9 protein-coding genes and 1 pseudogene are annotated in these 12,746 nt (G+C 43.0%); 6 read left to right on the top strand and 4 right to left on the bottom strand.

Going from position 1 to position 12,746, the window contains the following annotated elements; genetic code table 11:
- From D8877_RS12300 to D8877_RS10895, 6 genes and pseudogenes are all read left to right on the top strand, one after another.
- Positions 1-1,618: pseudogene (locus tag D8877_RS12300) on the top strand (hypothetical protein); the annotation flags it as partial.
- Positions 1,619-1,923: 305 nt separating this feature from the next.
- Positions 1,924-6,444 carry a S8 family serine peptidase gene (locus D8877_RS10875; RefSeq protein WP_125353327.1) on the top strand — a complete coding sequence of 1,507 codons (4,521 nt, stop codon included), beginning with the start codon at positions 1,924-1,926 and terminating at the stop codon, positions 6,442-6,444.
- Positions 6,445-6,756: 312 nt separating this feature from the next.
- A complete protein-coding gene (locus tag D8877_RS10880) occupies positions 6,757-7,518 on the top strand; it encodes an elongation factor Tu (RefSeq protein WP_125353329.1) in 762 nt (253 codons plus the stop codon).
- 195 nt (positions 7,519-7,713) lie between these two features.
- Positions 7,714-8,631 (top strand): glycine--tRNA ligase subunit alpha, encoded by a 918-nt coding sequence (gene glyQ / locus D8877_RS10885; RefSeq protein ID WP_125353332.1) that lies wholly within the window; start codon positions 7,714-7,716, stop codon positions 8,629-8,631.
- 2 nt (positions 8,632-8,633) lie between these two features.
- Entirely contained in the window at positions 8,634-10,673 is a 2,040-nt protein-coding gene (gene glyS / locus D8877_RS10890; protein WP_125353334.1) for a glycine--tRNA ligase subunit beta, read from the top strand.
- Positions 10,674-10,695: 22 nt separating this feature from the next.
- The gene (locus tag D8877_RS10895; RefSeq protein ID WP_002916326.1) at positions 10,696-10,953 is read left to right on the top strand and encodes a DUF896 family protein; all 258 of its coding nucleotides are present in this window, start codon (positions 10,696-10,698) and stop codon (positions 10,951-10,953) included.
- A 59-nt stretch (positions 10,954-11,012) separates the two neighbouring features.
- On the opposite strand, the gene D8877_RS10900 is transcribed toward D8877_RS10895, so the two are convergent.
- Genes D8877_RS10900 through D8877_RS10915 form a run of 4 tightly spaced genes read right to left on the bottom strand, consistent with a single transcriptional unit; the run spans position 11,013 to position 12,553 of the window.
- Positions 11,013-11,189, bottom strand: coding sequence for a hypothetical protein (locus D8877_RS10900; RefSeq protein ID WP_002905217.1), 177 nt, complete (start codon positions 11,187-11,189; stop codon positions 11,013-11,015).
- Positions 11,186-11,728, bottom strand: coding sequence for a DUF3278 domain-containing protein (locus tag D8877_RS10905; RefSeq protein ID WP_125353337.1), 543 nt, complete (start codon positions 11,726-11,728; stop codon positions 11,186-11,188). The genes D8877_RS10900 and D8877_RS10905 overlap by 4 nt, the downstream gene beginning before the upstream one ends.
- A 31-nt stretch (positions 11,729-11,759) precedes the next feature.
- Positions 11,760-12,290 carry a DUF3278 domain-containing protein gene (locus tag D8877_RS10910; RefSeq protein ID WP_125353339.1) on the bottom strand — a complete coding sequence of 177 codons (531 nt, stop codon included), beginning with the start codon at positions 12,288-12,290 and terminating at the stop codon, positions 11,760-11,762.
- Between the two features lie 47 nt (positions 12,291-12,337).
- On the bottom strand, positions 12,338-12,553 hold the full coding sequence (locus tag D8877_RS10915) for a helix-turn-helix transcriptional regulator (RefSeq protein ID WP_002903294.1): 216 nt from the start codon (positions 12,551-12,553) through the stop codon (positions 12,338-12,340).
- Positions 12,554-12,746 lie beyond the last annotated feature (193 nt).

A 12,746-nucleotide genomic window follows, 5' to 3' on the forward strand; every position in this document is an offset into this window, starting at 1 on the left:
GAACTATAATGTTTCCCAATTTAATCGAAATTTATCAAATATTGATATAAAGTTTAATGAATTTATTAATCGAGATGATTCCTATGAGAAGATAATACTTGACTATATTTATCAGAATAATTTATATTTAATTTCAGAGAAAAATTTGCGATTTTTCATACATTGGAACTTGAAAAAAGGATATACTGACTATGAATTCAATCATCAGAATTTTGAACTTCTTAATACAAATATTGCATTGAAACCTTTATTAGATTATTGTTTGTCTTCGGAAGAAAATTTATTGCAATATGCCAAGGTTTACATTGAATTATCAAATGGTAAAATGGATGACCATCCGTCCTATATTGAACAATTGCTCAACCATGATATCATATTCCAAAATGAGGTTGTTAAAGGTGAAAAGAAGACGATAGCTGAAGCTATAATTAATAGTATTCCAAAGCTTTCTATTTATTATACTGGAGAGAAATTTAATGAATTATCTGGTGAGAATAAGCTGAAATTGATAAATTACCTTGTACTAAAACAAAAAGCAAAGGTTAATTCTGAAGTTGTTTTTAATTACTTTAACATTACCGAAGTTATTAATAAATATTTAATTGACTTCATTAATCAGGACCCTAGTTTTAAATTGAAAAAAAATATATTTTTGGAGCTCAGTAAGGACCTACAAGATGATTTCGTTACTCAAATTGTATCTGCAAATGATTTGGAATTAGCTATCTATAAATCAATGCTTGCAGGAATAAAACCACATTATGAAGAGTTTGATGAAAAGGGGCTTTCGGATGAAAGAATGAGTGTTTTGATAGATTTGAAGATTATAGATTTTAACACTACTAATCTTGACTTTATTAGAACAGAGTATCCATCTATGCGAACTTATTTCATTTTTAAAAACATAGAAAAGTATCTTAAGATTGAAGGAGATGTTCATGATGAAATGGAGCTCAATGATTTGTTGCAATACGAAGGACTAGATGATTCCTATAAGCTACAAATAATAGATATTCTGGATTATGTAAGTTTGAAAAATCAAAAATTCTCAATTGAACTTATTACTCACATCTTAGATTCTAAATTTGATATAAATGATTTTAGCTATATAATTAGTCCTGATTATTATGACAATGCTGATGAATCCATCAAAAACAAGATAAGAGAACTAACTAAAGAGAATAGGGATAAACTTATTAATCTAGATAATAGTGAAATTAGTATCAACCTATGCGAATGGTTATTAGGCCTAGGCGATATTGAGGATTCAGAACGTAAAAATTTGCTTAAAAATAACTTATTATCGAATCCTGAAATGTCAAAATATAAGTTATATTTATTAGGGGATAACTTAGATTTATTTGAGCTATGGGAGATAATGAACTTATTGAGTGATTCTGATATGCATGCAGAGTGGATTGAAGCGTTTAATAAATTGAATGAAAATGAAGATGTTGGCCACAATGGGAATCAGTCAGCAACGGTATCTCGTTGTGAATTCAATATCAAGTTATTAGACTATCTAAAGAAAAGAGATTTGATATCCAAAAAATCTCGTCCTGATTTAAAAGGTATTGTTTTATATGGATTTAGAAGTGGCCAAATTGAATATCAATAGTCTATTTGAATAGAAACGCTGTAAATTTAATTATGAGTGTCTACATTATTGTGAGTTACTCTACTGTTGTCAACCAATCAAGCCCTTCTTTCAGAATGGGTCTTGATTGGTTTTTCTTATTTCCGGATTTTAAACTGTATTTGTTCTGTATTTCAAATAAATAGAGGCTTGAAACTTTATCATATAGCAGCTTTTGGTTAGAACATTCGCCATTATTACGTTTTGGTTAAATTTGTTAGGAGTGTATGAATTGTCAGAAAATTTTTATTATAATATGGTTTATAAATAAAGATAAGGAGACTTCTATGCAAAGACAACGTTTTTCACTCCGTAAATACAAGTTCGGTCTGGCTTCTGTTCTGCTGGGAACTGCTCTGGTTTTTGGTGCTGGACAGGCTCAGGCGGATGAGCAGGCGACAGTTAATTCATCAGGACAAAGTCAGCCGTCTACCGCTGTGGTATCAGCGACTGAGTCCGCTTCTCAAGCAGCTACACCTGAGAGTCAGCCGGCAAGTTCAGCTGCTGTGGAGAAAGCAGCACCAGCTTCTTCTGAATCGGTAGCTTCAAGTACAGAGCAGGCGAGCCAGCCTTCTACGGCAGAGGATAAGGAAGCAGCTGCAGCTCCTGTAGAGAAAGGAGCGACTTCTTCATCAGAACAGGCTTCTTCAAGTGCTGAGAAGGTAACTCAGCCAACTGCCACAGAGACCAAGCTGACAGCTCCAGCTAGTCCGACTGTAGAGTCTCCAGCAGCCGTAAACTCAGACAAGTCTGCATCTAAACCTGATGCAGTAGCAGAGTCACCAACTTCTCGGGATGCTAAACCAAGCAGCATCAGTACCAATGAGATTATCAAGGTTCCTCAGACCTGGTCACAGGGTTATAAAGGTCAAGGCCGTGTGGTAGCCATTATCGACTCAGGTCTGGATGTCCACCATGAGGTTCTGAAGATCTCTGACCCGTCAAAGGCCAAGTATCAGACAGAGGCAGCTCTGGAAGAGGCTAAGAAAAAGGCCGGTATTGACTACGGGAAGTGGTACAACAGCAAGGTTGTCTATGCCTATAACTATATCGATGGTGATGACAATATCAAGGAAAAGAACAGTTACTCACATGGTATGCACGTAACAGGGATTACAGCGGGAAATCCCAACAAGAAAGCTCCTAATGATGAGTATGTCTATGGTGTTGCGCCAGAAGCACAAGTTATGTTTATGCGGGTCTTCTCAGACCGTCAACGTACAACAAGCGACGCTATCTATATTAAGGCCATTGATGATGCAGTAGCTTTGGGAGCTGATACCATCAATATGAGTCTGGGCTCAGCAACAGGTTCAACGGTTGATGTCAGCCCTAGTCTGCAAGCGGCTATTGAGCGCGCTCGGGCCAAGGGGGTGAGCGTGATCATTGCGGCGGGTAATGACAACACCTTCGGAAGTGAATACTCTAAACCGCTGGTTGAAAATCCAGACTATGGTCTAGTTGGCAGTCCTTCAACAGTAGAAAGCTCTATCTCAGTCGCCTCTGTCAATAACACTGTTCTGACAGAGGAAGTCATGGAAGTGCGTGGTCTGGAAAAGAATGATAAGCTTTTGAACGGTCATTTCAGCTACTCCATGGGTGAGACAAATGCAACCTTTGAAAAGGGCAAGGAATATGAGTATGTCCATGTTGGTCTTGGCCGTGAAGAGGACTTTGCTGGTAAGGATCTGACAGGTAAGCTGGCTCTTATCCAGCGTGGTTCCTTTACCTTTGCTGAAAAAGTTAGAAATGCCATTAGCCATGGTGCTGTTGGTGCTCTGATCTACAATAATGTCGACGGAGCTAACCTAACGATGAGCCTAGACAGTGAATCTAAAAAGGTTCCGTCAGCCTTTATCAGTAAGAAATATGGAGAGGCTTTAGCAGCTGGTAACTACAAGGTGGCCTTTAATGGACTTAAGGTCAATCGGCCGCATCCAGGAGCAGGTAGTCTGTCTGACTTCTCTAGCTGGGGTGTGACGACAGATGGCTTGCTCAAGCCAGATGTGACAGCACCAGGTGGCGATATTTACTCTTCACTTAACGACAATACCTATGGCAATATGCAGGGAACCAGTATGGCTACCCCTCATGTGGCTGGTGTAGCGGCTCTGGTCAAGGAATATCTCCTTCAGCACTATCCAGACCTGACACCTGCCCAGAATGCCGATTTGGTCAAAGCGCTCATCATGTCCACAGCCAAGCTGCACGTCAATAAGGAAACAGGTGTCCATACCTCTCCGCGTCAGCAGGGAGCTGGTATCGTAGATACGGCAGCGGCTATTTCTACGGGCCTCTATGTGACAGGGGATAACCAATATCCTAGCGTTTCCTTGGGTAATGTCCAAGACAGCTTCACCTTTGATGTTACGGTTCATAATATCACGGATAAGGATCGGACACTGAAGATGATTGTCAATACCAACACGGATGCGGTCAAGGATGGCTACTTTACCCTGACACCTCGCAAACTAACCGAAACGGTCTGGCCAGAAGTTACCGTCAAGGCTCATAGCAGCCAGAAAGTGACGGTCAAGGTAAATACTGCTAAGTTTGCGGAAGAGTTGATCAAGCAGATGCCGAACGGCTATTTCTTAGAAGGCTTTGTCCGCTTTGTGGATCCAGCGGATGACGGCGATGTGGTGAGCCTGCCATTTATGGGCTTCCGTGGGCAATTCCAAGATCTGCCAGCTGTAGAAAGACCAATCTATGATCTGGTCCAAGAAGGCAAGTCAGGCTTCTATTACCCAGTTCCAGAGGACAAGAGTATCCTGTCTGATGACAATGTCTCTTCCCTTGTGACAGAGTCAAATGATACACTCTACTCTACCGGTCGAACAGCTGCTCGCAGCTCAATTGTACTGGGAACTGCAGAAAATGCTGATGGTAAGCATGTGCTGCAGCTGGGAGCAGATGGTAAGATTCGTCTGGCCTTCTCACCTAATGGAGATGGCAATCAAGACAGTATCCAGTATCGGACAGTTTTTTATCGCAATATCAATAATCTGACAGCTAGTGTCTATACGGCAGATGATAAGGACTATCGCTTCCCAATCTGGCAGAGCAGCACGATTAGAGAAGGTCGCAAGAACTATTATAGTGGTCAGTCAGACAATCCTAAGTCCTACCTACTAGAAGATACATACTGGGACGGTCGTGATAGCAAGGGTGAGAAGCTGGAAGATGGCCTCTATACCTATGTGGTTCGCTATACGCCAGATGTGCCAGGTGCTAAAGAGCAGCAGATTAGCTTTAACCTGAAGATTGATAATCAGAAGCCTTTGATTAGCTCAGGCTATATCAGTACCAAGGATGGTGCGGAAACCTTTACGGCTCGTAAGCCAAAAGATGTTGGCAACGGCGGTATTTTGAGAGAACAGGTCTTCTATCTGCAAGCAGATGAAAAAGGGAAAGAGACCTATAAAGACGTGGATGATTTTGGCATTGAGCGTGATTACGAGCGTCGAGTTTACATCTCAGCCAATGCGGATGGCAGCTACACCTTGCCAAAAGGAGTGGACAAGTCTAAGATCTTCTATGTGGTAGAGGACTATGCGGGTAACCGTGATGCCATAGCTTTGTCAGAGCTAGTCAGTGCTGAAAATGATGGTCGTATCCGTGTCGCTCTGGTGGATGCCAATACGCGTCAAGATGTGCATTCGACCTTTGTCTATCGAATCAAGGATAGCAAGGGCAAGTATGTCGAACTGGACAAAGGCAAGCAAATCAATGCCCTGCCGTTTGGACGCTACACAGCTGAGATCTTTACTTATGATAAGGATGAGCTTCGTTTCTACAGCGCTCTGACTCAGGAGTTTGAGCTGACAGCCCAAGATAGCTTTAAGACGATTGAGTTTCTAGTCAAGAAGCTGGTCTTTGCACCGGTCAGCGTTGCCTTTGATCAAGCTGTTCCGAAGAATACTCAAGTGGTTCTCAAGAATAACAATGGCGATGCCTATACGCTTCCAGCAGAACTGTTTGGCAAGCATGCCTTCGGAAGATCCGTAGCAGCTGGATTCTACTCTGTCTTTGTCAACCTGCCGACTGGCTACGAGCTCTGGGAAAGTGAGCCGACTGTTGAGGTCAAAGAGGGCAAGAATAACCTGCTGAAGCTGGGAGTTATCGTCAAGTCAGGCTTGCTGGCAGCTGTCAATCAGCAGTCTAGTCTAGTCGGCACTGCTCAGTATTACAATGCTTCTGCAGCGAAGCGCACAGCCTTCGACCAAGCATATCAAGCAGCTAAGGAAGCTTTGACAAGCAAACTGACCCAAGCGCAAGTTGATGCCGTAAGAGCAAAACTAGAAACAGCTTTGGCTGATCTAGACGGCAAGGACTCTGATATTGCTGCGGTTAAGGCGGCTGTGGAAGCTTATGCAGCAACCACTAAGACAGGTGCTTATGCCAATGCTAAGGATAGGACTCGCCGCGCTTATGACAAGGCCTTCCAAGCAGTGGCTCTGCTCTTGGTGCAGGACAAGGTGACCCAGGAGCAAATCGATACAGCTCTAGCTCAGCTGACTACAGCAGAGAAGAAGCTGGATGGCAAGGCGACTAACTTTACCAATCTCAAGAAGATAGTCGATGATGAGGTGCATTACCAAGCCATCAGCAATAAGTTTATCTATGCGACTGACGCATTGAAGTCGGCTTATCTAGAAGCTTATGCACAGGCTAAGGCAGTCTTGGCGGATTCAGGTGCCAGCCAGGAAGATGTCAAAGCAGCTATTGCCAACCTCAGAGAGGCAAAAAGAAAACTCGATGGCAGAAAGCCAAGAGTCGTAAGACCAAAAAAACCTAAACAAGTCTAATTGGTTTTCAAGTCAGTTAAAATCCCTTAAGTTGAAACTTGAGGGATTTTTCGATAAGTATTTTACATTGGTCCTATTTTCTGCTATAATCTTTTTTAGAAAGAATTCTCATTGTCTACTTTTTAGCGAGTTCGGGATAGTGTGAGCCGGATAAGGAAGCAGTGCAGATGGCGCTTTCGGATATAATTTCAAAAGTAATGAAGTAATAAATTAGGGTGGAACCGCGTCTTGACGCCCCTAGGTGAATAACCTAGGAGTGTCGGATGTGGTTCTTTTGCGTACTGAGTCTATTGTTCGAAAGAAAGGAGATTCGTGGAGAACCTTTATCTTGTAAAAGACGAGAACCAATTAGCAGCTTTTCGAGATTTCGTCGCAAAGAATGCCGCAAAGTTGCAGGGTTATCTAGCTTTTTTAAAAGACGAGTTTGCGGTTTATGACTTGCCGCAAGCCATCATTTGGTCCGATTTTGATTCTGCTACGCAAATCATTCGGGAAATTCCTGTACCAGCCTATACAAATGATAGGCGGATGGTTATGACTCCCGAGTTGCCGGTTTGGAAAGATTTATATCTTCTTCAGCTGGAGAATTACGAGTCCTCTCACCAAACTCAAGCAATAGCAAACCACTATCAGTCTTTGTCTGAAAAATCCCTCTTGCAGATTGTGGGTCATGAGTTGGCTCATTGGTCGGAGCATTTTTTAGATGACTTTGATGGATACGGTGCCTATATCTGGTTTGAAGAAGGGATGGTTGAGTATATTAGCCGCAAGTATTTCTTTACAGATGAGGAATTTCAAACGGAAAAGGCTTATAATCAGTCTCTCGTTGAGCATTTTCAGAAAAAGCACGGTTGGCATTCATTAAATGATTTCGGCACTTCGACTTATCAAGGGAATTATGCTAGTATTTTTTACGAATACTGGCGCAGTTTTTTGACAGTTGACAAGTTAGTAGAAAATCTAGGCAGTGTGCAAGCGGTCTTTAATTCTTATCATCGTTGGGCAAATACAGATAAAACACTTACCTTGTTGGATTGGTTCATAGAACAGAAAATAATAGACAAAGAGATATAAACAAAAGGAGTAACAAATGTCCAAGAAACTTACTTTTCACCTCGCCAAAGTCAATTGTGAACCTAAAGGTTCGATTGACTAACGACAACCGCTATGGGGCGGTTTGTCTAGGCGATGTACTAGCTTTTCAAAAGGGAAATAATCGTTCCCTTTTGAACGCTTCGCAAGAATCTCAAGAAACTAAAGGAGTAACTAATGTCTAAGAAATTAACATTTCAAGAAATAATTTTGACTTTACAGCAGTTCTGGAATGACCAGGGGTGTATGCTTATGCAGGCTTATGATAATGAGAAGGGGGCGGGAACGATGAGTCCCTATACCTTCCTGCGGGCTATTGGGCCAGAGCCTTGGAATGCGGCTTATGTCGAGCCTTCTCGCCGGCCGGCAGATGGTCGTTATGGGGAAAACCCGAACCGTCTTTATCAGCATCACCAATTTCAAGTGGTTATGAAGCCGTCTCCAAGCAATATCCAAGAACTTTATTTGCAGTCTTTGGAACTCTTGGGTATCAATTCGCTGGAGCACGACATCCGCTTTGTCGAGGATAACTGGGAAAATCCGTCAACTGGCTCGGCTGGTCTGGGCTGGGAAGTTTGGCTGGATGGTATGGAAATCACTCAGTTCACTTACTTCCAGCAGGTCGGAGGTCTGCCAACTCAGCCGGTGACTGCTGAGGTGACTTATGGTCTGGAGCGTCTGGCTTCTTATATCCAAGAAGTGGACTCAGTCTATGACATTGAGTGGGCTGATGGCGTTAAGTATGGCGAAATTTTCACGCATCCTGAGTATGAGCATTCTAAATACAGCTTTGAAGTCAGTGACCAAGACTTGCTCTTGGGGAATTTTGAGAAGTTTGAAGCGGAAGCCAAGCGCTGTCTGGACGAGCATCTGGTGCACCCGGCCTATGATTACGTTCTCAAATGCTCGCATACCTTTAATCTCTTGGATGCGCGTGGAGCCGTATCTGTGACAGAGCGGGCTGGTTATATTGCTCGTATTCGTAATCTGGCGCGTGTTGTGGCCAAGACCTTTGTAGCTGAGCGCAAGCGTCTGGGCTACCCGCTTTTGGATGCAGAGACTCGCGAGAAACTCTTGGCAGAGGAGGGAGAATAATCATGGTAAAAAATTTATTAGTTGAATTAGGCTTGGAGGAAATGCCAGCCTATGTCGTGACACCGAGCATGAAGCAGCTGCGCGACAAGATGGGAGCCTTCCTGACAGACCATCGTCTGAGCTTTGAGAAAATTGAAATGTTCTCCACACCTCGTCGCTTGGCGGTGCGCGTGGTTGGCTTGGCGGACAAGCAGTCTGATTTGACCGAAGATTTCAAAGGCCCTTCTAAGAAAATTGCTCTGGATGCTGATGGCAACTTTACCAAGGCTGCAGAAGGCTTTGTTCGTGGCAAGGGCTTGACGGTTGAGGACATTACTTTCCGTGAGATCAAGGGCGAAGAATATGTCTATGTGACCAAGGAAGAAATCGGTCGCCCTGTTGAGGAGATCATCCCTGCAGTGACAGAAGTTCTGCAAGCCCTGACCTTCCCTGTCAGCATGCACTGGGCCAACAACACCTTTGAATACATCCGCCCGGTCCACACCTTGACAGTACTCTTAGATGAGCAGGCCTTTGACTTGGACTTCTTGGATATCAAGAGCGGCCGTACCAGCCGTGGACACCGTTTCTTGGGGCAAGAAACGGAGATTGCCTCAGCGGATTCCTATGAAGATGACCTACGGGCTCAGTTTGTCATTGCCAGTCCTCTTGAGCGGGGAGATATGATTGTCGAGCAGATTCGAGCACTAGAAGAGGAGCACGGGGTTTCTATCGAGATTGACGAAGACTTGCTCAATGAAGTGTTGAATCTGGTAGAATATCCAACTGCTTTCCTAGGTAATTTTGATGCTAAATATTTAGAGGTGCCAGAAGAAGTCTTGGTGACTTCCATGAAAGAGCACCAGCGTTACTTTGTTGTGCGCGATAGTGAAGGCAAGCTTTTACCGCACTTTATCTCTGTCCGCAACGGAAATGCAGAGCATTTGGAAAATGTCATCAAGGGAAATGAAAAAGTCTTGGTGGCTCGTCTGGAAGATGGGGAATTCTTCTGGAGAGAAGACCAAAAACTGGCTATTGCCGACTTGGTTGAAAAGCTGAGCAATGTGACCTTCCATGAAAAGATTGGCTCTCTGGCAGAGCACATGGAGCGGACTGGCAAGATTGCTGCTCTCTTGGCGCAAGAAGCAGGATTGGATGCTGATGAGACAGTCGATTTGGCTCGTGCAGCGGCTATTTATAAGTTTGACCTGCTGACTGGTATGGTTGGGGAATTTGATGAGCTGCAAGGTATCATGGGCGAGAAGTATGCTCTTCTGGCTGGTGAGAATGCTGCGGTGGCAGCTGCTATTCGGGAGCACTATATGCCGACATCAGCCGATGGCGAATTACCTGACACCAAGGTCGGAGCAGTCTTGGCTCTGGCTGATAAGCTGGATACCATTCTGTCCTTCTTCTCAGTTGGACTGATTCCGAGCGGTTCCAATGACCCGTATGCACTACGCCGTGCGACTCAGGGTGTTGTGCGTATCTTGGATAAGTTTGGCTGGAACATTGACTTGGCTCAGCTTCTTGGTCGACTTTACGAACTCAAGTTTGATAGTCTAAGCTATGACAATCAAGAGGCCGTGCTAGACTTCTTCCGTGCCCGCGTTGAGAAGATGATGGATCACGGCATTCCAAAAGACATCGTGACGGCTGTTCTTCAAAGCACTCACTTTGTCGTACGCGATTTGGTAGAAACAGCTGCGCTTCTAGCAGAAAAAGCTCAGGAAGATAACTTCAAGTCAGCAGTGGAAAGCCTATCTCGGGTCTTCAATCTAGCTGAGAAAACCCAAGGGCAGACAGCTGTCAATCCAGCACTCTTTGAAAATCAAGAGGAAAAAGACTTGGCTGCGGCCATTGAAGCAGTAGAGCTGACATCTTACTTAGCTGCCAATCTGGACCAACTCTTTGCGCTCAGTCCAGTTATCGATGCTTTCTTTGACCATACCATGGTCATGGCAGAAGATGAGGCTGTGCGTAACAACCGCCTAGCTCTCCTAGCTTCTTTGACAGCCAAGGCTGGCCAGTTGGCGCAGTTTAATCAGATTAATACCAAATAAAAGGTAAGAGAGAGGTAGAATCATGGATCCTAAAAAAATTGAACGTATCAATGAATTAGCTAAAAAGAAAAAAACGGAAGGCTTAACTGCTGAGGAAAAAGTGGAACAAGCCAAGCTTCGTGAAGAGTATATCGAAGGCTACCGTCGCTCTGTTCGTCATCACATCGAAGGCATCAAGATTGTTGATGAGGATGGCAATGATGTGACGCCTGAAAAATTGCGTCAAGTTCAGCGTGAGAAAGGTCTTCATGGCCGTAGTCTGGATGACCCAGAGTCTTAAGTAAAAATATAAAAAAATCCCTCGCTAGGAATCTAGAAAGCTCCTGTCGAGGGATTCTTTTATTCTTGTTTACGTTTTTTCAAAATACGGAGAGCTACATAGATGCAGCTAGCGATGATTGCTACATCCAGCCAGAAAATCCAAGGCTCTGTAATACGGAAAAAGAAATAAGCAGCGATGGCAGTAATGAGGAACAGAATGCCTAGATCCATTTTTTCTTTGAGATTGAGTCTCATAGGTCTTCTTCCTCCTTTTTTTGTGCTTGACGAATCTTTCCTTTGGCAATGAAATGCATAATCAGTCCAAATCCAAGGCCTGCGGCTAATCCAGTTACAATAAGTTTAGGTTGAAGCAAAACTTGTAGGATATCTTTCTTTTCCATGACAGCTATCATGATGCCGAAGATAGGATAAAAGAGAAGCCAATAGGAGAAGCCTGCTTTGAGGCCAGCATGTTTCATAGCTTTTTCTTCTCTTTCATCCTGAAGTCCTAGCTCTAGGTCATCAATTCCTTTGCGCCGTGCTTGAATGACTATATAGACACAGAAGCCGAGGATAAGGATTTCCAGCAGGATAGGATAAGCAACAGCGATAATTTGGGGCCAGCGAAAGGCTAGGGGAAAGGCGATGGCATTGCCAAAAATCAGAATAAAGAAAAGCCAAATGAAGCCTATATTTCCTAGATGCTCAGCCTGTTGGCGTTTTTGCTCGTCCAAAGGTCCGGTAATGCCGTAAAATCGTTTGATCATCTTGTCTGAGAATGTTTCTTTTTTCATGTTTGTTTCCTTTCTAGCTTAAGTCAAGGGATTATTCGCTCTGTTCAGTATGGTGTTTGCGCGATTTGAAGTAAAAGCTGATAAAAATACCTAAAATGCTAGCGACCAAGGCTGTTTTCAGGATTCGATCAGCTTGTAAAAAGAGAGTGAAAAAGTCTTGCTTGAGAGTGACTGCTTCTACAAGGCTAAAGATAGGATGGAAAGTCAAGCCAACGAAGAGAGCAATCTTAAGACCAGGATATTGAAGCTTGCGCCTTTCTTTTTCACTCATGAGTTCCAAATCCAAATCTGCCAGGTGCTCTTTCTCAGACCTGAAGTAAATGATACCAGCTATTATAAAGGTAAGAAGTTCTATAATAATAGGATAAATCCGAGCATCTAAGCCTGGATAGATATCGGCTAGCATGAAAGCTAGGAAATTACCAACTTGCAGAATCAAGAAAAGCCAAATAAAGCTTATATTTCCTAGATGCTCAGCCTGTTGACGCTTTTGCTCGTCCAAAGGTCCAGTAATGCCGTAAAATCTTTTAATCATCTTGTCTGAGAATGTTTCTTTTTTCATTTTTTAGTCCTTTCTTTAGGTATGAATGTTGTTACAAGGAAAAACTCTTAGTCATCTGATTCTTCATCTGTCAGCTGGGGTTCCCAAAAGAGGGCGTTGAGGTCAGTATCCAGCGCTCTAGCCAGATTGATACAGAGCTCGAGGGTGGGGTTGTATTTGTTGTTTTCAATCATATTGATAGTTTGCCGCGATACCCCGATAGACTTTGCCAACTCTAGCTGAGACATCTTTTTTTCTTTTCGAAATTCTTTGACACGATTCATTACACCCTTCCTTTCTAATTCTATAACTGATAACTTTCAGGTAGTTTGTCAGTTATATTTGACTTTTATTTTATGCTAGTATAATACTTTTCAGAAAAAGTGTCAAGTATATCTGACAAAAAATTTAAAAAAGGATTTCATCCGCTTACTTTTTCTTTTAAATTTTTTTTTGCTTTTGAATGTGATATAATAA

The organism is Streptococcus sanguinis (assembly GCF_003943735.1).
GTDB classification, from domain to species: Bacteria; Bacillota; Bacilli; order Lactobacillales; family Streptococcaceae; genus Streptococcus; species Streptococcus sanguinis_E.

Excerpts from the sequence above, each read along its gene's own strand:
- D8877_RS10910 (WP_125353339.1), bottom strand. The coding sequence starts at position 12,290 with ATGAAAAAAGAAACATTCTCAGACAAGATGATTAAAAGATTTTACGGC.
- D8877_RS10900 (WP_002905217.1), bottom strand. The coding sequence starts at position 11,189 with ATGAGACTCAATCTCAAAGAAAAAATGGATCTAGGCATTCTGTTCCTC.
- D8877_RS10875 (WP_125353327.1), top strand. The coding sequence starts at position 1,924 with ATGCAAAGACAACGTTTTTCACTCCGTAAATACAAGTTCGGTCTGGCT.
- D8877_RS10915 (WP_002903294.1), bottom strand. The coding sequence starts at position 12,553 with ATGAATCGTGTCAAAGAATTTCGAAAAGAAAAAAAGATGTCTCAGCTA.
- glyS (WP_125353334.1), top strand. The coding sequence starts at position 8,634 with ATGGTAAAAAATTTATTAGTTGAATTAGGCTTGGAGGAAATGCCAGCC.
- glyQ (WP_125353332.1), top strand. The coding sequence starts at position 7,714 with ATGTCTAAGAAATTAACATTTCAAGAAATAATTTTGACTTTACAGCAG.
- D8877_RS10905 (WP_125353337.1), bottom strand. The coding sequence starts at position 11,728 with ATGAAAAAAGAAACATTCTCAGACAAGATGATCAAACGATTTTACGGC.
- D8877_RS10895 (WP_002916326.1), top strand. The coding sequence starts at position 10,696 with ATGGATCCTAAAAAAATTGAACGTATCAATGAATTAGCTAAAAAGAAA.